The 20,193-nt window shown below is 65.2% G+C and carries 14 protein-coding genes; 7 read left to right on the top strand and 7 right to left on the bottom strand.

What is annotated here, in order from left to right; translation table 11 throughout:
• Nucleotides 1–62 precede the first annotated feature (62 nt).
• Entirely contained in the window at nucleotides 63–1,400 is a 1,338-nt protein-coding gene (argG, locus tag AQ12_RS13920; RefSeq protein WP_048440533.1) for an argininosuccinate synthase, read from the top strand.
• Between the two features lie 204 nt (nucleotides 1,401–1,604).
• Here argG and AQ12_RS13915 read toward each other — a convergent pair whose 3' ends face one another.
• The 3 genes from AQ12_RS13915 to murB are packed head-to-tail and all read right to left on the bottom strand — an operon-like array spanning nucleotide 1,605 to nucleotide 8,311.
• Nucleotides 1,605–5,435 (bottom strand): translocation/assembly module TamB domain-containing protein, encoded by a 3,831-nt coding sequence (locus AQ12_RS13915; RefSeq protein ID WP_238587724.1) that lies wholly within the window; start codon nucleotides 5,433–5,435, stop codon nucleotides 1,605–1,607.
• 8 nt (nucleotides 5,436–5,443) lie between these two features.
• Nucleotides 5,444–7,261: an autotransporter assembly complex family protein gene (locus AQ12_RS13910; RefSeq protein ID WP_053076733.1), complete on the bottom strand. Its 1,818-nt coding sequence runs from the start codon at nucleotides 7,259–7,261 to the stop codon at nucleotides 5,444–5,446.
• A 9-nt stretch (nucleotides 7,262–7,270) separates the two neighbouring features.
• The gene (gene murB, locus AQ12_RS13905; protein ID WP_048440531.1) at nucleotides 7,271–8,311 is read right to left on the bottom strand and encodes a UDP-N-acetylmuramate dehydrogenase; all 1,041 of its coding nucleotides are present in this window, start codon (nucleotides 8,309–8,311) and stop codon (nucleotides 7,271–7,273) included.
• A 44-nt stretch (nucleotides 8,312–8,355) separates the two neighbouring features.
• Between murB and AQ12_RS13900 the strand changes: the two genes are divergently transcribed.
• The 5 genes from AQ12_RS13900 to AQ12_RS13880 are packed head-to-tail and all read left to right on the top strand — an operon-like array spanning nucleotide 8,356 to nucleotide 12,947.
• On the top strand, nucleotides 8,356–8,841 hold the full coding sequence (locus tag AQ12_RS13900) for a YajQ family cyclic di-GMP-binding protein (RefSeq protein WP_048440530.1): 486 nt from the start codon (nucleotides 8,356–8,358) through the stop codon (nucleotides 8,839–8,841).
• 12 nt (nucleotides 8,842–8,853) lie between these two features.
• A complete protein-coding gene (locus tag AQ12_RS13895) occupies nucleotides 8,854–9,516 on the top strand; it encodes a TIGR02281 family clan AA aspartic protease (protein WP_048440529.1) in 663 nt (220 codons plus the stop codon).
• A gap of 20 nt (nucleotides 9,517–9,536) precedes the next feature.
• Nucleotides 9,537–11,150, top strand: a complete 1,614-nt coding sequence (locus AQ12_RS13890; protein WP_048440528.1) for an MFS transporter — start codon at nucleotides 9,537–9,539, stop codon at nucleotides 11,148–11,150.
• A gap of 28 nt (nucleotides 11,151–11,178) precedes the next feature.
• Nucleotides 11,179–12,291, top strand: a complete 1,113-nt coding sequence (locus tag AQ12_RS13885; RefSeq protein ID WP_048440527.1) for a mandelate racemase/muconate lactonizing enzyme family protein — start codon at nucleotides 11,179–11,181, stop codon at nucleotides 12,289–12,291.
• 56 nt (nucleotides 12,292–12,347) lie between these two features.
• Nucleotides 12,348–12,947 (top strand): ATP-dependent Clp protease proteolytic subunit, encoded by a 600-nt coding sequence (locus AQ12_RS13880; RefSeq protein ID WP_048440526.1) that lies wholly within the window; start codon nucleotides 12,348–12,350, stop codon nucleotides 12,945–12,947.
• Nucleotides 12,948–13,212: 265 nt separating this feature from the next.
• Here AQ12_RS13880 and AQ12_RS13875 read toward each other — a convergent pair whose 3' ends face one another.
• On the bottom strand, nucleotides 13,213–14,967 hold the full coding sequence (locus AQ12_RS13875) for an IlvD/Edd family dehydratase (RefSeq protein ID WP_048440525.1): 1,755 nt from the start codon (nucleotides 14,965–14,967) through the stop codon (nucleotides 13,213–13,215).
• Nucleotides 14,968–15,293: 326 nt separating this feature from the next.
• On the opposite strand from AQ12_RS13875, the gene rsgA reads away from it, so the two are divergent.
• A complete protein-coding gene (gene rsgA / locus AQ12_RS13870) occupies nucleotides 15,294–16,382 on the top strand; it encodes a ribosome small subunit-dependent GTPase A (protein WP_238587723.1) in 1,089 nt (362 codons plus the stop codon).
• Nucleotides 16,383–16,392: 10 nt separating this feature from the next.
• On the opposite strand, the gene AQ12_RS13865 is transcribed toward rsgA, so the two are convergent.
• Genes AQ12_RS13865 through AQ12_RS23315 form a run of 3 tightly spaced genes read right to left on the bottom strand, consistent with a single transcriptional unit; the run spans nucleotide 16,393 to nucleotide 20,050 of the window.
• Nucleotides 16,393–18,993: a M1 family metallopeptidase gene (locus AQ12_RS13865; RefSeq protein ID WP_152682798.1), complete on the bottom strand. Its 2,601-nt coding sequence runs from the start codon at nucleotides 18,991–18,993 to the stop codon at nucleotides 16,393–16,395.
• A gap of 38 nt (nucleotides 18,994–19,031) precedes the next feature.
• Entirely contained in the window at nucleotides 19,032–19,520 is a 489-nt protein-coding gene (locus tag AQ12_RS13860; RefSeq protein WP_048440524.1) for an RES family NAD+ phosphorylase, read from the bottom strand.
• Entirely contained in the window at nucleotides 19,517–20,050 is a 534-nt protein-coding gene (locus AQ12_RS23315; RefSeq protein WP_238587722.1) for an antitoxin Xre-like helix-turn-helix domain-containing protein, read from the bottom strand. Before AQ12_RS23315 ends, AQ12_RS13860 begins: the two co-directional genes overlap by 4 nt.
• Between the last annotated feature and the right edge of the window lie 143 nt (nucleotides 20,051–20,193).

The raw sequence follows: 20,193 nt of genomic DNA, 5'->3' as shown, positions 1-20,193 counted from the left end.
CCGGTCATCGGCCCATCGATTCAACGACTCCCTGCTTCATCGGCTCCAGGCGCACTCCCCCCATGTCCACCATCCTCGAAAACCTCCCCACCGGCCAAAAAGTCGGCATCGCCTTTTCAGGCGGCCTGGACACCAGCGCCGCATTGCACTGGATGCGCCTGAAGGGCGCGGTCCCGTACGCCTACACGGCCAATCTCGGGCAGCCCGACGAGCCCGACTATGAAGACATTCCGCGCAAGGCCATGCAATACGGCGCCGAGCAGGCCCGCCTGATCGACTGCCGCCTGCAGCTCGCGCACGAAGGCATCGCAGCCCTGCAGGCCGGCGCGTTCCACATCTCCACTGGCGGCCTGACCTACTTCAACACCACGCCGCTGGGCCGCGCAGTCACCGGCACGATGCTGGTGGCCGCGATGAAGGAAGACGACGTCAACATCTGGGGTGACGGCAGCACGTTCAAGGGCAACGACATCGAGCGCTTCTATCGCTACGGCCTGCTCACCAATCCGTCCCTGCGCATCTACAAGCCGTGGCTCGACCAGCTGTTCATCGACGAGCTGGGCGGTCGCGCTGAGATGTCAGCGTTCATGACCAAGGCGGGGTTTGGCTACAAGATGTCCGCCGAGAAGGCGTACTCGACCGACTCCAACATGCTGGGCGCCACGCACGAAGCCAAGGACCTGGAGAGCCTGGCGACGGGCATGAAGATCGTGAACCCGATCATGGGTGTGGCGTTCTGGAAGGACGATGTTGTGGTGAAGGCAGAGACAGTCACCGTGCGCTTTGAAGAAGGCCAGCCGACGGCCCTGAACGGCAAGACCTTCGATTCGCCTGTCGACCTCATCCTGGAAGCCAACGCCATCGGCGGGCGGCACGGCCTGGGCATGAGCGACCAGATCGAAAACCGCATCATCGAAGCCAAGAGCCGCGGCATCTATGAGGCACCCGGCCTCGCGCTGCTGTTCATTGCGTATGAGCGCCTGGTGACGGGCATCCACAACGAAGACACTATCGAGCAGTATCGCGACAACGGCCGCAAGCTCGGCCGCCTGCTGTACCAGGGCCGCTGGTTCGACCCGCAAGCCATCATGCTGCGCGAGACCGCGCAACGCTGGGTCGCGCGCGCTGTCACTGGCGAAGTCACGCTGGAGCTGCGTCGTGGCAACGACTACTCGCTGCTCAATACCGAGTCTCCCAACCTGACATACGCACCGGAGCGCCTCTCGATGGAAAAAGTAGAGAACGCACCGTTCTCGCCGAAGGATCGCATCGGGCAACTCACGATGCGCAACCTCGATATCGTCGATACGCGCCAGAAGCTGGGGATCTATTCGCGCGCCGGACTGCTGACGTCTGGCGAAGGTACGCCGATTCCGAACCTCGAGCACAAGACGAAGTGACTCGGCTGTCATTGCGGACTTGATCCGCAATCCATCGTGGATCGAGCGCAGTCGCCGCTTCGCGGTGGATGCCGGATCGAGTCCGGCATGACAGCCCTTCTTGCACTGTCATTGCGGACTTGATCCGCAATCCATGACTTCAACAGCCGTCGCCGGTGCGCGGTGGATTGCGGGTCAAGCCCGCAATGACAAGCAGGCGCGGGCTCAATCGAACGAGAACGTCAAGATCAAATCCACTGCCGTGCGCTCGCCCGCCTCCGCGCGCACGGTGATCCGGCGCGTGATGTCGTAGAAGATGAACAGCGTGCCGAGCGCCCCCGAAATGCTGCGTTCATACGCTGCATAGAAGTTGGTCCCGAACCGACGGCCCAGCGCGATCGCAGGTGCGCCCGCTGCATCACGGCGAAACGAAACTTCATCCAGCCCCAGCGACGCCGCCAATCCCTTCTTGCCGCCCGCACGATTGGCCAGCAACGCGATCGCGGCTTGCTGCACCAGCGCCGTCTCCGCGCCCGACGAAGGCGCAGCGCGGCCCGTCACGAGCCACGACAATTTTTCAGCTTCGGGCAAATCGGGCTCTGCATAAAGACGCACGAACGGTGAAAGCGCCGAGCCCGAAATCAACACCCCGACACGCTGCACCAGGTTAGGCCGGATCGCCAGAATGTCGAGCGACGGATTGTCGGCAGCGCCGGTGAACCTGATGACGCCCCGCTCGATGTTCAGTCGCTGGCCGTACGCCTGGTACTCGCCGCCAGAGGTGGTGATCACACCTGTCAGGCGCGGCTGCACCACCGAACGGCCGGTGAGCTTCAACTGCCCACGCAGCCGCGTGTCAATGCCCAGGCCCTGCACGCGAAGGTTGTCGCCCAGCTCCAGATTGACGTCCAGCGTCAGCTCCTGCGAGGGCGGCTTTGCGCCGGTGGGCTGCTGCAGGGCGCGCGCCTCGGCGCGAAGAATCGGCCCCCCTGCCCCGCGCACCACCACGTCGTCGCCCAGGCGTGGCGCTGTCTCATCCGGCAGCACGATGAGCGCCTGATCGACCTTCAATGTTCCGTTGACGATCGTGCCTTTGGCATCGCGCGAGGCGGTGATCTTTCCCGACACTGTCACCTGCCGATCCGACCGGATGCTCGCGCGCAGCCGGGTCACTTCGGCGGTGAGCTGTGTCTGCAAGCCCTCGCTGGTCCAACGGCCCTCGCCGGTGGCCACCAGGGTCCCGCCGTTGTCGCCGGGTCCGCGAAGACGGAATTCGTCGACGACCAGCCGGGTCCCCTCGAAGTGCGCGCGCAGACGTCCACCCTGCAGCTCGATTCCGTCCACCACCGAGCGAAGCGCCAGATCGTCGGCGGCCAGCGTGCCGGCCATCTGGGGAGCCGACCGCGTGCCGCTCACCGTCAGGTCCGCACCGAGTGAGCCACGCAGTCGCCAGCCAGGCGGCGCGAGCAATGACCACACGCCAATACGCGGAAGCTGCGCGCGAACCGTGCCGCTGACCGGTGCCTCCGCGGGCCACGACCATCCGGCCGCACCGCCTTGCGACAGGCGGCTTTGCAGCCGCGCATCAGCGGTGCCGCCGCGCTCGCTGTCCCAGCGCAGCACGGCAGTCACGATTTCGCCCTGACTCTCAACCGACAACCGCGCCTCGCGCACGCCGGCCTTGACCCGCGTGGCAGCCCCATCGACGGTCTCGGCCAGCACCGTGAGGTCACCGCTGGCGCGCTCCAGCGACGCGCGAATGCGAGGCGTCGCCCCGAGCGCGGCGTCCCACGACCCGTCGAACACCATGTCGCCGGCCAACGCTGTTCCCTGCAGCTGGGGTCCGCCGACCAGTTCGATCCATGCAAGCGGCAGGCCCTTGATGCGCCCTGTCGTCTTGAGCTCGCCGCGCCCGTAGCGAACGGGGTCCCAGGTGATCGTCGCCGAGCCCACGCCGCCGACGCTTCGAGGTGCGCCTAGCAATGCTTCGCCTGCGCTCGCATCCAGCGTTCCCTGCGACCACCGCACATCGAACGGACGGGCCGTCTTCAAGGTCCAGTTGCCCGCGCCCGCTGCCGGGTCGCTGCCCACCACACCCAGTGATGCGACCTGTGCAAACCAATCGCCGGGCGCGCCCGGTGCGCCACGCTTGCCGCCGCGACCTGACAGCTCGAGACTGATGCGTCTCTGTCCCGATTCAGCACGCCCGCGTACCTGCAGGGCCGCGTCGGCGAGCCGGCCGTTGAGCGTGGCCGTCGTGTCGCGCACGGTCCAGCCGGTGGGTGGCGTGGTGGGTGAGGTGGCAGGCGGCGCGGTTGAGGACGAAGCCGTCTGCGCGCTGCGCCAATCGAGTTGCGCGATATCGACCTTGGCCTGCACCGCCGGATCGCGCCAGCCGCCCTGCCACTCGGCCCGTGCCTCGGCCCGGCCTGCGGCCACCTGCGCCAGCACGGCCGGAGCGCCTGGAAGCCGTTGCAGCCATCGCGCCGCCTGCGCGAGATCGGCGGCGCTCGCGCTGATCGTGCCGCCGCCGCTGGCCGCGGACAGCTTGCCCTGCACGCTCGCGACCAGCCCTGGCACCTTGAGTTCGGCCCGCCCACTACCGGAGCGGCTTTCCAGCACCATGTCGCCGCTGGCCTGTAGCCTGGCATCCGACGTAACCACTTCCAGCGAGGCCAAAGAAAGCGCGCCACTGTTCCACCGCCCCCTGGCTGCAGCAGAACGCAGCTCCAGCGCTGCCGCCGCCGCTGCGATCTCGTTGCTTTTGACGGCGTCCTTGTCGGGTCCTTTTTCCGGGACTTTGGCGCTGCCATTTCGCGCGCGGCTCCTGGTCGAAGATGCGCCATCGGCCGCGAGCGAGACATCAAACCCGATCGCCTTGCCCTCGCCCGTCAGCGTTGCCTTGCCACTGACCGGCAACGACGCCAGCGCCCCATGAAGCGCAGCAGGATCGACGCTGGAAAGCGTGCCATCCACGGTCCAGCCATCGGCGCCGGCCCATGCGCCTTTGGCGCGCACTTCGCCGCCACCCACGGTCGCTTCCAGCGCACGGATCACCGCCTGCCCACCCTTGCGCCATTCACCGCTGGCCACGATGCGCTCGACCGGTGCGCGCTCCTTGTCCCAGGGGCCGGCCAGCGTATTGGTCGCCTCCACCTCCATGGCCCACGTGCCCGCAGAGGCGGGACGCACATCGAGCTTGCCTGACAGCGACGTGTGCGGTGCCTGTGCCCACAGCAGGCGCAGGTCCAGCCTTGCGAAATCGGCGTGCGCCTCTGGCAAGGGCTGCGCGCCCCAGGGCGTGATCCGGGCCGTAGCCGAAGCTGCAGCACCGGTTGCGGCGCTTGCACCCGAACCGGTTTGCAGTTGCGCCGTCGCGCGCATGTCCGCGACCGGCCCTTCGATGCGCGCATTGAAGGACAAAGGCAGCTGCGCCTGACCGCCGGGCACTGCGGCATCGAGCCGCCCTTGCAGCAGCGCGAGCACCGGCAGCTTGCCCTGCGCCCCGACCCGGCCCTCGCCCGAGTACAGGCCGCCCTGCCACCGCAGCCGGTCGAGCTTGACCTGGTGATAGACGTTGTCGAAGCTGTAGGTGCCGGTGACGTGAGAGACCTCGATCGTGTTGGCGGCGCTCTTGAATTCAAGCTGGCCGAGCAGCACCTGCGCGATCTCCACCCGCAGCGGCAAGGCCAGCGAAACCGGCACGATGGGCGGCGTTGGCGGGCGCTTGTCATCGATGAGCAAATGACCCGCGCGCAGGTAGTCCAGCCGCAGGGTGCCGCGCATGAGCGACAGCGGCTGCCAGGCCAGTTCGGCAGCGCGCGCCTCCAGCACCAGCCCTTCACGCTCCCAACGCAGGCGCCTGGCCTTCAGCCCGGTGCGCAGCGATCCGCTGGCGCCCTCGATCTGCAACGCCTGCCAGCGCGCGGCCCGCTCCAGCGCCCAGTCGAGCGAAGCGGGTGTCCCGGCCCACCACCACAGAAACGCGCTTGCCGCCACCAACAAGCCAAACAGGCCCGCGAGCGACATCAGCGCGATGCGAAGCGCCTTGCGCACTCCGCCCTTCAAAACGTCACTCCCAGGTTGAAGTGCAGCCGGAATTTCTTTGGCTGGATGCCGTAAGCCAGATCCACTTGCAGCGGCCCCAACGGGCTCTTCCAGCGCGCGCCTGCGCCCACGCCGAACACCGGTTTCATGCCGCCGATGCGATCGCTCACAGCACCACCGTCAATGAAAACGGCGCTTTCCCATTCGGTGGCCAGGCCGCCGCGCTTGATGGGTTGCTGCCATTCGACGCTGCCCACTGCCATGTAGCGCCCCGGCCCCACGACGTTCCCCGGACGCTCGACGCCGATTTCGCGGTAGCCGTAGCCACGCACCGTCGTGTCGCCGCCGGTGCGAAACAGCTGCGACGCCGGCACGTTCGCTGTCGATTTGGCAATCACCGCCCCCGCCTCTGCCCGAAGTTGCAAACGCCCGGACTGCAAGGGACGCACACCCAGCCAGCGAACCAGCGTGCGCTGAAAGGGACTGCGGCTTCCGGTCAGCGTCAGGCCACCGCCCAATTCAAAACCGACGCCATAGCCGCGGGTCGGATACGGCATGCGGTCGAAATAGCGCCCCGTCCAGACGTAGTTGGCGCTGATGGCCGTGCCGTCGCCGTTGTCCGGGATAGCCGTGGCCGCGCCCGCAGCGGCCCGCACATTGGCGCGCTCGTACTGCGCATACACATTGCGTTCGATATGGTCGCCCACCCAGGTGCGACCGACCCGCAGCTTCTGGCCGTGGGTGACCAGCACGCCGTCATCCACGCGCTCGGCCCGCGCCAGCACACCCCAGCGCCAGCCATCGGCATCCGGTACCGCCGTCCACTCCGTTTCGACGAAGGGCGACTTGCGTTCGAGCTGCAATTTGGTGACCGCACGCCAGCCGATCACCGGCACGCGGTTGTTGCGGTACTCCACCGAGCCCCGGGCCCCGCTGTCGGTCGAAACACCCAGTCCCAGCACGAGCTTGTGCAGGGGCGCTTCCCGAACCGTGACTTGCACCGGCGCGGCCTTGGGGTCGCCTTCGGTATCCAGCAGGATGAACGCGGAATCGAAATAGCCGCTGCCGGCCAGTCGCAATTGCGCCTGAACCAGCGCTTCCTGGTCATAGATGCTTCCAACGGGCAGGCGCGCCAGGCGCGGCACGAGGACCGGGTCGTAGCGCTCCACGCCCGTCACCACCATCTCGCCCAGACGGTAGGGCGGCCCCGAATCGAGCTTGAGGCCGAGCCCGGCGCGTGAATTGGGCGCATCGATATCGGCCAGGCTGTAGCTGATGCGGCTGACCGGGTAACGGCGCGCCATCAACTGGCGCAAGGCGGTGCTCTTGGCCTGGTCCCAGCTTTCCTGCGTGAACCGCTGACCGATCGGCAAACGCCAGCCGGCCCGTATCTCATCGCGCTGGCGCGTCACTTCAGCGTCGGCCGATTGCGCGACATCGCCTTCGAATTCGATCTTCACCTCGCTGACCTGGGTGAGCTTTCCGGGCTCGACCTCGATCACGATCAGCGGACTGGCACGCGTTGCTTCATCGCGCCGGACCACGATCTTCGGGTCGAAGTAACCGAGCGTGCCCACCAGTTCGCGCACATCGCGCTCGGCCATCACGATCAGGCGCGCGAGCTCGGTGTCGTCCAGGTCGGTCACTTCGCGGTAGCGGCGCAGCTCCAGGTGGCGGTCGAGCAGGGACTTGATCGGTGCAGGCGCGCGAACGTCGATAGCGAATGCAGGGCGGGCGGCTTCGCTGGAGGCCTGCGAATGGGCTGCGCCCACCAGCGACAGCGACAGGCCCAACGCGACAACGCACGACTGCGCCCAGTGCAGCTGGAGCCTCATGCGGACGGCCTAGACCACGACAGGTTCAGGCTCCAGTCGAATGCCAAAGCGTTCATACACGCTGGTCTGGATGGCCCGCGCCAGCGTCACGACCTCACCGCCGGTCGCGCCGCCCCGGTTGACCAGCACCAGCGCCTGCCGCTCGTAAACACCCGCATTGCCCACCGATTTGCCTTTCCAGCCGCAGGCATCGATCAGCCAGCCCGCCGCCAGCTTCACCGTGCCGTCGGCCATCGGGTAATGAACGATATTGGGCTCGCGCGCGATGATGTCCTGGCACTGGTCGGGCGAGACCGTGGGGTTCTTGAAGAAGCTGCCTGCGTTGCCGATGACGCGCGGGTCGGGCAGCTTGGCAGCGCGAACGGCGCAGACCCACTCATAGACCTGACGGGCGGACGGCTCCTGGATGCCGGTTTCCTGCATCTTTCGTTCGATGTCGGCGTACCCGAGCACCGGCTTCCAGGGACGCGGCAACCGAAACCGCACCCGCAGGATCATCGCGCGGCCAGCCAGGCCGAAATCGCCCTCCTTGGCCGCGACGTGCTTGAACACCGAATCCCGGTAGCCGAATGCGCACTGCGCGGCGTCCAGGGTGAATGTCTTGCCAGTCACCAGGTCGATGGCGTCCAGCGACTCGAAGCGGTCCTGCAGCTCGACCCCGTACGCGCCCACGTTCTGCACCGGCGATGCACCCACCGTGCCGGGAATGAGGGCCAGGTTCTCCAGGCCGTCGAAGCCCTGCTCCAGCGTCCAGGTCACGAAATCGTGCCAATTTTCGCCCGCACCAGCTTCCACGATGAAGGCACGCGGCGATTCATCGACCAGGCGGCGGCCCAGCACCTCAACCTTGAGCACCACGGGCTTCACATCGCCGGTGATGACGATGTTGCTGCCCCCGCCCAGCACAAACTTGGGCGCCGGACCATGCTCGGGGTCGGCCAGCAGCTGCTGGACATCGTCCTGGCTGCGCACTCGCACCAGCGCGCGCGCTTTCGCGACAATGCCAAAGCTGTTGTGCGCCTGCAGGGGTACGTTTTGCTCCACGATCATGGGAGAATTGTCGCATCTGCACAGAGAGCAAAACGAGTAAGAACATGCCATCTTTTGACACAGTCTGCGAACCCAACATGGTGGAAGTGAAGAACGCGGTGGAGAACGCCGCCAAAGAGATCGCCACGCGTTTCGACTTCAAGGGAACCTCCGCCGCGCTCGAACTGAAAGAAAAAGACATCACCGTCTTTGGCGACGCCGACTTCCAGCTCAGCCAGGTGCAGGACATCCTCACGGCCAAGCTGGTCAAGCGCAACGTCGATGTGCGCTTCCTGGACAAGGGCGACGTCCAGAAGATCGGCGGCGACAAGGTCAAGCAGGTGCTCAAGGTGCGCAGCGGCATCGAGACCGAGCAGGCCAAGAAGATCACCCGGCTCATCAAGGACAGCAAGATGAAGGTGCAGGCCGCCATCCAGGGCGACGCGGTGCGCATCACCGGCGCCAAGCGCGACGACCTGCAGGCGGCCATGGCGCTCATCCGCTCGGAAATCGACGATGTGCCGCTTTCCTTCGACAACTTCCGCGACTAGAAGATCGCACCCATGAAACGGCTCCGCGCCGCAGCGGCCACCTTCGCATGCATGACCGGCATGGTCTGCACCGGCGCGTTCGCCCAGGCCGTTGCGCTGCAGGGCATGCTCGGCAACAAGGCGCTGCTGATCGTCGATGGCGCAGCGCCCAGGTCAGTGGCACCCGGTGACACGCACATGGGCGTGAAGGTGATTTCCACTTCCGGCGATGAAGCCGTGGTGGACATCAAGGGGCAGCGCCGGACGCTGCGAGTCGGTGAAGCGCCGGCCAGCGTCGGCGGCACAGGCCCCAGTCGTGCCACGGGTTCAAAGATCGTCCTGACGGCGGGCAACGGTGGGCACTTCTACTCGCAAGGCGCGGTCAACGGCAAGGCCGTTTATTTCGTCGTCGATACCGGCGCGACCACCATCGCGCTCGGGGCATCGGACGCGGATCGCCTGGGCATCAACTACAAGGCCTCCGGGCAACAGGGCCGCGTGGGCACGGCCAATGGCGTGGTGAACGTCTGGCGCGTCCAGCTCGATTCGGTTCGGGTCGGTGACGTGGAAGTCCGCGGTGTCGAAGCGGCCATCCTGCCGACCAGCATGCCGTACGTGCTGCTGGGCAACAGCTTCCTGTCGCGTTTCCAGATGACGCGCAGCAACGACCAGATGGTGCTGGAGCGGCGCTACTAGCCGCTCACTGTTGAACCCTGATGCCCGAAGTCAATCCAGAAACACCCAAGGCCCGGTCCGCCGACGACAAGATCACCGCGTTCGGTCCGCTGCGCTCACCGGTATTTCGCATGTTGTGGCTGACCTGGCTGGCAGCCAACACCACGATGTGGATGAACGACGTGGCCAGCGCGTGGCTGATGACGTCGCTTGCTCCATCGCCCTTGTGGGTGGCATTGGTTCAGTCGGCATCGACACTGCCCGTTTTTCTTCTGGGCCTGCCCAGCGGCGCGCTCGCGGACATCCTGGACCGCAGGCGATTCCTGATGCTGACCCAGTTCTGGGTCGCAACCATTGCCACCATCACCTGCACGGTCCTCGTGATGGGCTGGATGACGCCAGGCCTTTTGCTGGCTCTCACATTCGCCAATGGCGTGGGGCTGGCGCTGCGCTGGCCGGTGTTTGCGGCCGTGGTGCCCGAGGTCGTTTCACGCACGCAGTTACCGCAGGCGCTGGCGCTCAACGGCGTCTCGATGAATGCGTCGCGCATCATCGGGCCGCTGGTGGCGGGCGCGTTGATTGCGAGCTTCGCCAATCCGGCCTGGGTGTTCGGGTTGAACGCCATCCTGTCCATCGGCGCAGGCATCGTCATCATGCGATGGAAACGCGAACACAAGGAGAGTCCGCTCGGGCGCGAACGTCTCACCAGCGCGATGCGGGTCGGCGTTCAATACGTCTGGCAGTCCGGGCGCATGCGCGCAGTGCTCATCCGTATCGCGCTTTTCTTTCTTCACTCGACCGCCTTGCTGGCCCTGCTGCCGTTGCTGGCACGCAGCCTGCCCGGCGGACAGGCAGGCACGTTCACGGTGCTGCTCGCATCGATGGGAGCAGGTGCCATCGTCGCGGCGCTCAACATGCCAACCCTGCGCAAATGGTTGCCGCTGCAGACGCTCGTGTTTGCCGGTACGGCCACTCAGGCCGCCGCCATGCTGGTCGTCGGTTTCGCCAACAGCATCTACTTCGCCGTGCCCGGCATGATCGTCGCCGGCGTGGCCTGGATCACGGTTGCCAATTCGCTCACTGTCGCCGCGCAAATGGGCCTGCCAGACTGGGTGCGGGCGCGCGGCATGTCGATCTACCAGATGGCACTCATGGGCTCGACCGCGGCGGGCGCGGCGCTGTGGGGCAAGGTCGCGGACATGACCAGCATCCACGACAGCATCGGCATCGCAGCGGGTTCCAGCGTCATCCTGATGGCGATTGCCCAGCGGCTGGTGACCGATCGCGGCATCGAGGAAGACCTGACCCCCTCGCATGTGTTCAAGGTGCCGCACGCCGAAGCGCCGCCCGCGCAGGGCCGTATCCAGACCAGCATCGAATACCGCATCCATCCGGCTCGCACCGCCGAGTTTCTGGACCTGATGCAGGAAAGCCGCAGAAGCCGTGTGAGCCAGGGCGCGATCGATTGGCAGGTGCTGCAGGACCTGTACGAGCCCGGCCGCATCGTCGAGCAGATCACCGATGAATCCTGGACCGAACACCTGCGCCGTTTCGACCGCGTGACGGCGGCCGATGTGGCGCTGCGCGATCGCAAGCTCGCGTTTCACATCGCCGATGAACCGCCGATCGTGACGCGGATGCTGGTGGATCGCTGAACACCACCCGCCGAACCGAGGACAGCCCGTGAAAATCAAAAGCGTCGAGCCCTTCATCCTCCATGTGCCGGTGACTGGCTCGCAGATCGCGGACAGCACGCACAGCATCACGCATTGGGGCGTGGTGGGTGCCTGCATCACCACCGAAGATGGATTGCAGGGCTACGGATTCACCGGCACCCATGCCCACCTGCCCGGCGACCAGCTCATCACGCGCTGCATCGAGACCTGCCACGCGCCGCTCTTGATCGGCGAAGACGCGAGCGACGTGCAGCGCCTGTGGCTCAAACTCGCACGCAATCCGGCGCTGCAGTGGATAGGCCGCGCGGGCATCACCACGCTTTCGCACGCAGCCATCGACATTGCGCTGTGGGACCTGAAGGCCAAGGCTGCGGGCGTGCCGCTGTGGAAACTGCTCGGCGGACAGGTGCGTGACAAAGTCCGCGCCTACAACACCGACATCGGCTGGCTGAGCATCGACGACGACAAGCTGGTGGCCGGCGCGATGGGTGCGGTGGAGCAAGGCTTTTCCGGCATCAAGATCAAGGTCGGCTCAACGGTTGAGCGCGACCTCAGGCGGCTCGAAGCCGTGCGCAAGGCGATCGGTCCCAACATCACGATGGCGGTGGACGGCAACGGCAAATGGGACCTGGCGACGTGCCTGCGGTTTTGCCGTGGCGCGTCACCGTTCGATGTGTACTGGTTCGAAGAACCGCTCTGGTACGACGACGTCAAGGCCCATGCGCAACTTGCGCGGTCGACCCACATTCCGGTTGCGCTGGGCGAGCAGCTCTACACGCAGGATGCGTTCGGCGAGTTCTTCCACCAGAACGCGATCCACTGGGTGCAGCCCGACGTGACGCGCATGGCCGGCATCACCGAGGTGTGGCGGGTGTGCGAAACCGCGAACTCGTACCGGCTGCCGGTGGCGCCGCACGCGGGCGACATGAGCCAGGTCCATGTTCACCTCAACTATGCGCATCCGGCGTGCCAGGTGCTCGAATACATCCCCTGGATCAAGGACTGCTTCACCGACCCGGCTGAGGTGGTGGATGGCATCTTCAGGCTGCCTGCAGAGCCCGGCGCCGGCACAACCCCCACGCGCCAGGCATGGGAGAAATTCCGCCGCCCCGCCGCGTGATGGGGCTGCTTTAACATCGGCTGCAAGTTTCCCCAGCTTTCAAGGAGTTTTCTGCAATGACCTATCTCGAAACCGATCCCGAAGAACATCCCGGCAACACCGGCGAACCGCGCAACGCATTCCTTGAAGAAAAGGCCTTCAAGTCACGCACTGTCATGGTGTTCGGTGCCATCAGCGATGTGGCAGCAGCCGACATCGCGCGCCGCCTGATCGCGCTGGACGCCGAGTCGCCCACGCCCATCGACATGCTGGTGAGCTCGCCCGGCGGCCACCTGGAGTCGGGCGACGCGATCCACGACATCATCCGTTTCATCAGCGCGCCGGTGAACATGATCGGCACCGGCTGGGTCGGCAGCGCGGCCACGCACCTGTACCTGGCGGTTCCGAAAGAACGCCGGTTCTGCCTGCCCAACACACGCTTTTTGATTCACCAGCCCAGCGGCCGTTCGGGCGGACAGGCGACTGACATCGCGATCCACGCGCAAGAGATCATCAAGGCCCGTGAGCGCATCGCCCGCATCATCGCGCGTGAGACCGGCAAGCCGATCGAGCAGGTGTTGCAGGACATCGAGCGGGACCGCTGGTTGTCGGCAAGCGAAGCGGTCGAGTACGGCCTGGTGGGGCGCATCATCGAGCGCAAGACGGATCTGAGGTAAGCGGTCGCAGTCGCCGCTTCGCGGTGGATGCCGGATCGAGTCCGGCATGACAGCCGGGACGAGGGCTGTCATTGCAAGTCCGGCATGACAGCCGAGAAGAGGGCTGTCATTGCAAGTCCGGCATGACAGCCGGGAAGAAGGCTGTCATTGCAGGTCCGTCATGACAGCCAGGAAGAGGGCTGTCATTGCAGGTCCGTCATGACAGCCAGGAAGAAGGCTGTCATTGCGGACTTGATCCGCAATCCATCTCCTCCCAGGCGCAGCCTCAAGCGCGCGGCACTATCCCCTTCATCTCCACCGCCGCCAGAAAATCAAAATCCACGCCCTTGTCGGCCTGCATCACCGTCGACAAAAACAGCTTGCGATAACCCCGCTGCGCAGACGGCACCACCACCGGGTTGTCCTTCGCGCGCTGGGCCAGTTCTTCATCGGACACCAGCAAACTGATCTCGCGGTTCGCCACCGACAGCCGGATGCGGTCCCCACTTCGCACATGCGCCAGCGGCCCGCCGATGGCTGACTCCGGTGTGACATGCAAAACGATGGTGCCGAAAGCCGTGCCGCTCATGCGCCCATCCGAAATCCGCACGATGTCTTTCACGCCCTGCCGCGCCAGCTTGCGCGGAATCGGGATGTAGCCGGCTTCCGGCATTCCGGGCGCGCCCTTGGGCCCGATGTTCTTCAACACGAGCACATCGCCCGCTTCCACGTCCAGGTCATCGCTGTCGATACGCAGCGCCAGATCTTCCAGACCTTCGAAAACGACTGCACGCCCGACATGCTCCATCAACTTCGGGTCAGCCGCCGATTGCTTGATGATGGCCCCGCCCGGCGCAAGATTGCCCTGCAGCACAGCAATACCGCCCTGCGGATAGATCGGGTTGTCGCGCGTGCGGATCACGTCCTGCGTGAACGGCGCACTCGCACGATCGAGTTCCTCACCGAGCGTGCGGCCCGTCACCGTGAGTGCATCCAGGTGCAGCAGGGGCTTGAGTTCGCGCAGCAGCGTGGTCATGCCACCGGCTGCGTGAAAGTGCTCCATGTAATGCTGCCCCGAGGGCTTGAGATCGACCAGCACCGGCGTCTCGCGTCCCATGCGGTCCAGCGCCTTCAGGTCCACTTCAAATCCTGCCCGACCCGCAATCGCGGTGAGATGCACGATGCCATTGGTCGAACCACCGATCGCCAGCAGCACACGCATCGCGTTCTCAAACGCTTTCGCCGTGAGGATCTGGTCAGTGCCCAATCGCGCCTTCGCCATCTGCACCGCAACCTCGCCCGTTCTCTCCGCGACGCGCATCCGGTCCGCCGTCACCGCCGGTGGTGATGCGCCACCGGGCACCGTCATACCCAGCGCCTCTGCGATGCAGGCCATCGTGCTGGCAGTACCCATCACCGAGCAGGTACCCACGCTGGCGACGAGCTGGTTGTTCACATCGGCGATCTCCTGGTCGTCGATCTCGTCGGCGCGGTAGCGGCCCCAATACCGGCGGCAGTCGGTGCACGCACCCACGGTCTCGCCGCGATGCGAACCGGTCAGCATCGAACCCGTGATGAGCTGTATCGCCGGCAAGCCCGCAGACGCCGCGCCCATCAACTGCGCAGGCACGGTCTTGTCGCAACCACCGATCAGCACCACCGCGTCCATTGGTTGCGCGCGCAACATTTCTTCGGTGTCCATCGACATCAGGTTGCGCAGGTACATGCTGGTTGGCGCAGCGAAACTCTCGCCGATGGAGATCGTCGGGAACTTCACCGGCAGGCCACCGGCGAGCATCACGCCGCGCTGCACGGCTTCGATGAGTTGCGGCATGTTGCCGTGGCAGGGGTTGTAGCCGCTCGCCGTGTCGGTGATGCCGATCACGGGCCGCTCCAGCGCGCTGTCGGTGTAACCCGCGCCCTTGATGAAAGCCTTGCGAAGAAAGAGCGAGAAGCCCGCATCGCCGTAGTTGGTCAGGCCCTTGCGCATGCCCTCTGGCTGGGCTTGGTCACCACTGTCTGGATTCTTTTGGTCTTGCATGTGTTGCCTCTTTGCTTCAGTGTAAACACGCAGATGCAAGTGCGCACTTGACCCGGCGATTTCACCGCGCGATACTTCGCGACTTCCCCAACCACCACAGGAGAGCGCTATGGAAAATTTTGACCTTGCCCTTCTGTCGGCCGCCTGACCCACGCGTCATCTCCAGTGCCCTGCTGCACCTGGTGAATCAACCCGATTCGCCGCAACTGACACCCCGGTCACCTTGATTTGCCGCTAGCCGCGGCCGGCATCCATTTTTCAATTCGTACTGCGCATGCGCTGCATGCACGGTGTGTTCGCGCACGAGTCGCGAACTGGAAAACCATTTGGATACCCACCTCAAGATGATCGATTTCGATTTTGAAAAACTCCGCCCGATCGGCCTCACGCAAGTCGTCGTGAACAGCCTGGGCGCCATGCAAGACACCACACCGCCCGGCAGCCGGCTGATGCGGATCGTGGAAACGCAGCGCGACTGGTTCACGCTGCACGACGGCGATGCCGAGCACCGGGCGCGCATCGCGCAACGGCTGGTCAATGTGCTGCAGATGCAGGACAGCACCGTCACTGTCGGCGACTGGGCGGTCGTTACCGAGGGCGGCGCTGACGACCTGTGGATCGCCGCGCTGCTTGCGCCGGTGACGCAGATCGCGCGACGCGCCAACGACGGGCGACGGCAATCGCTCGCCAGCAACGTGGACACCGCCCTTCTCACCATGGGACTGGATGACGACTTCAATCCGCGGCGTGTCGAGCGCTACATCGCCATGGTGCGGGCGGGCGACGTGGCACCGGTGGTCGTGCTGACCAAGAGCGATATCGCGCGCGACGCGCAGGAGCGCATCGCCATGCTGCGCGAACGATTGCCGGCGAGCGTGCCCATCGTGGCCGTCAACGGGATGAGCGAACATGCCCGCACCGAACTGATGCCATGGCTGCACCAAGGGCAGACCCTGGTGCTGCTCGGCTCATCCGGCGCGGGCAAGTCAACGCTGACCAACACGCTCACCGGTGCCTTCACGCAGGACACCGGCGGCGTGCGCCGGGGCGATGGACGCGGCATGCACACGACCACCGCCCGATCGATGCATCTGTGCCCCCAGGGGGCCTGCATCATCGACACCCCAGGTCTGCGCACCTGGCGACCCGACGCGGATGGCGCCGCACTCGCGGCCGCGTTCGACGACATCGAGACACTGGCGCGGCAATGCCAGTTTCGCGATTGCCGTCATCAGGGCGAACCGGGGTGCGCGGTTCAGCAGCACATCGCACCCGATCGGCTGATGAACTTTCGCAAGCTGATGCGCGACGCCGAGCGCAGCGAGCAGACACCGCTGGAACGCATCGCAATCCGCAAGAAGTGGAAGTCGCTGCACAAGGCGGGGGCGGTGCGGGCCAGGGACAAGCGGCGTTAAAAGTGGCTGCCTACTTGCGCGCCTTCACACAAATATCGATTGCCTCCAGCGTCTGCGAGAGAATTCTCTCCAGACCTGGGGGCCACGGTTTGTGCGCCTCGTAAAGACGCTTCACCGAAGCGCGATCTTCTGACGTGCACAGCTCGCGATGCCAGCGCGGCATTCGACTTGCCGATTCTTCCGGCAGGCGACTGGCAAGAACACCGTACCGGTCACGAACAAACTGCAGCAGTGCCACAGCACTGTCCGGCACTTCTGCCGCCTCGCGCCAGATCGCCGAAGCCTCGCGAACATCGACACCATCGCCCAGCGGCAAGTCAAAGGCACGTTGCCGCAGCACCGGATCGCGGTACATGCCGAGCGTCTTGTAGATGTCGTAGCGCGTGCCCCGGTCGTCGGTCTTTGGGAGCGCAGCCACCAAGGCATCGAACACGACAGGATCGTTTTCATGGGCCATCAGCTGCAGCACCGCGCGAAAGCCCGAACCCACCTGCGCGCGGTCTCCTGCGAGCCACGCCAGCGCCAGGGTCCGCGCCTGTGCCTTCAACGAGGCATCTGGCCCCAACGCGGCAACGACAGGAAGCACAGTTGCCCGCAGCCTGCGAACCTCATCGCTCTCACCCGGCCGGGGCACCCATCCCAGTTCAACCGCGCGCGCCACCAGTTCCGGCGACACGGCTTGCGACAGGGTCCTGTCTTTTCCCGCTGCAAAAAACGCAGGATGCAAATCGATCACGGCAGCGATCGCAGCCTGTGCCACAGCCGGCCGCGCATCCGTATTGAACGGCGTGACCGCAGCGACCAGGGCCTGTGCGTCAATCCCGCCAGAGCGCGCGAGCAAGGCCTGATCGTTGATGAATGCGACCGCTTCTTTGGCGCTGAGCTGGGCCGGCGGCAAGGCGCCGGAAGACTTCGCGCCGAGCCGCGACAGGTAGTAGCCCGCACCCCCCGGATTGGGCAAGACCCACGCCGGGCACGACGCGGCACCCCGCAACACCACACGCTGCCGGGGCTGACTCAGCATCGTGCAAAGGGGCTTGTCGCCGCCACCTTCGTAGCGCATGCAGACCGGCATCATCCACTTTTGCGCGACCTTGCTCGCACCCAGCGGATCGAAGCGCCGCTGCCTCAATTGCATGGCGGGCTGGCTGCGCGAGCAATCGAGTTCGAACTCGACGACCGGAATGCCCGGCTGATGAACGAATCCCGAGAAGCCGCGCGCCACCTGCGGATCGGCCTGCGCCAGCGACGCGAAGAAATCCTGGGCGGTTGCGTTGCCCCACTCGTGCTTTTTCAGGTAGCGCCGCACGCCATCGCGAAACTTTTCTTCACCGAGCCAGCCTTCGTACATCGTCAGCAGCGCGCCGCCCTTGTCGTAGGTGATGCCGTCGAATGCATTGCCCAGGTCGTCTTCGTTGTTGACCGGCTGGCGGACCTGGCGCGTCGATGCAAGCCGATCGGTGCCCGCCGCCGACATGCGCTCGCGCTGCGCGCGCGCCGTCGAATCCCAGTCCGGCCTGAATTTCGAGACGGCCTTGCGCGCCATCCAGGTGGCGAACGATTCGTTCAACCAGATATCGGTCCACCACTGCATGGTGACCAGGTTGCCGAACCACTGGTGCGCGATCTCATGGGAGCCGATGCTTGCGTACACCTGTCGGAACTGCTCGTCCTCGCGCGCGCCGTTCGCAAGCAGGAAGCCGCTGCCATAGGTGATGAGGCCTGCGTTTTCCATGGCGGCAAACCCGACAGTGACGGGAATGGCCATGCTGTCGAGCTTGTCGTACGGATACGGCGTGCCAAAGTAAGTCTCCATTTGCTCCAGCAGCTTCGGCGTGACCTCTTTCGCGTAGCGCGTCTCGGCCGAGCGGCCCTTGGGCACGATGTATCGCAGCGGCGTGCGTTTGATCCCCGCCGTGCCACCATCGACCACCTCGAACGGGCCGACGCCGAACGCCACCAGGTACGAAGGCAAAGGCGGCGTCTTGGTGAAGCGCACCTGCTTCATGCCGTTGCCGATGTCGGTCTCGGATGCAGCGGGGTTGTTGCTGACCGCGAGGTGCTCTTGCCTGACGTTCAGTGCAATCGTCCACGGCGTCTTCCAGCGTGGCTCATCGAACGATGGAACCGCCCTGCGCGCATTCATCGGCTCGAACTGCGTGTACGCATACCACTGGCCGCGGTCTTGCTGGGTGAAGATGCCGCGCGTCTCTTTGGTGGTGAACGTGCCTGTGTAAGCAATGGACAAACGCCCCCGTCCAGACGGCAGCATGGACGCAAAACGCAGGCCGACAAAATTGGGACCGCCGGCAACGACAGCGGCCTCATGCACCTTGGCCCCTATCGTCAGGGACACGCGCCCTATGGCCAGCTCTCGCGCATTGATCCAGAAAAAATCCAGCGGCCGCTTCAGGTCGACATCGATCTCCACCCGACCATCAAAGCCCCTGGCGTCGGGAACGATGGTGAGTGTCAGGTCGTAGGCGATCGGCTGGACGACATCGGTCAATCGAATCTGCGGGGGCTTGGGGTCCGGCGTGGCGCCCAACGCGGCAAAGCTGATGAAGGCGGCAATGACCGAAAGAAAGAGCAAGCGCAGGGGAACAAGCATGGCGCGGATGATAGACGCGCCCAGCGCACTGGACACGGCTACGTCGCCGAAAGGCGAGCGCGCGGATCGTAGAGCCACTTGCGGATCTTGGTCGCCCGGACCTTGGCCGCATCCGCATGACGCGGATTGAGCAGCAGGTTGAACTCTTCAGCAACGATGACGGACGGCACCAGCGCGACCAGGCTCGATGCGCTGGCGCACCAGGTCGATCCCCAGTCAACACTCACCTTGCCGGCCGGCAATGCATCCCATCCGACGAGCCTGTCGGCCTGCGCGCGAGCAGCACTGGCAACAAGGTCCGACGGCACGTCGATGCGAACGAGATAGCGATTGAGCGGCAGTCCGCAAGCGCCCAGGTGCACCAGCGTTTCCAGCACCGCCAACGCGATGGACGAGGACGCGTACACCATGGGCGTGCCGGTGGAGTTCCAGCGGCCACCCGTCTTCTCGGCACCGCGCCCGGTCAGGTCGTCAGCGACGTACGCAGGCGTGTCCGCAGCGATGCGCCAGAAAGAAGCCGTCTTCAAGCGTAGGCACCCGATTGCATCTGGGAAAGCAACTGGGAAATAGCTTCCCGGCCGTCTGCGGTGTCCAGGAATTCCTCTGGCTTGCGACCGCCCAAGGCAGCAAGCGGCTGCGCGATCCAGGCTGCGAACCACTTGGCGGCCTTGAAGCCGGCGAGGCTGCCCGACTCCCCGACCATCGTTTCCACCTGGCCAATCAGCCGGGCCAGCCCGACGATCCGCTCACTCTCATCGGCCGACAGGTCGGATCGGTTCGCGATCTTGCGATTGACGGTTGCACGCGTGAGGCCCGTGATGCGCACGAAGCGGTCTTTGGAAATGTCCATCTCGTGACTGATGTCGCCAACCACTTTGGCAGGTGCGCCGGTCTTGACCAGGGCTGCACGATCCAGGCTCGGCATGCCGAAAATCGCGGCGAAGGCGCCTTGCCTGGACATGTTCGCCCACGATCCCGATCGCTTGCGAACCACCGGTCTGCCCGGTGTCTTCAGCAGCAAGGATCGCGCTCGGGAGGGTGCTGCGGTTGAAATCATCTGGAACACCTTGCCTCAATTGAGCTTTTATCTTAGCTCATTTGATCCGATAGATATCACCTGCCAGGACGGATCCTGCACGAGCCCCTAGAATCGCCCTTCCCCCACCCCCGCGCGGCCCGCCTCACAAGGGCGCCGCCGCA

Source organism: Caenimonas sp. SL110, assembly GCF_001044395.1.
GTDB lineage: Bacteria > Pseudomonadota > Gammaproteobacteria > Burkholderiales > Burkholderiaceae_C > Ramlibacter.
Note: the sequence above shows the minus strand (reverse complement) of the source record. Positions and strands in the feature narration are given on the sequence as shown.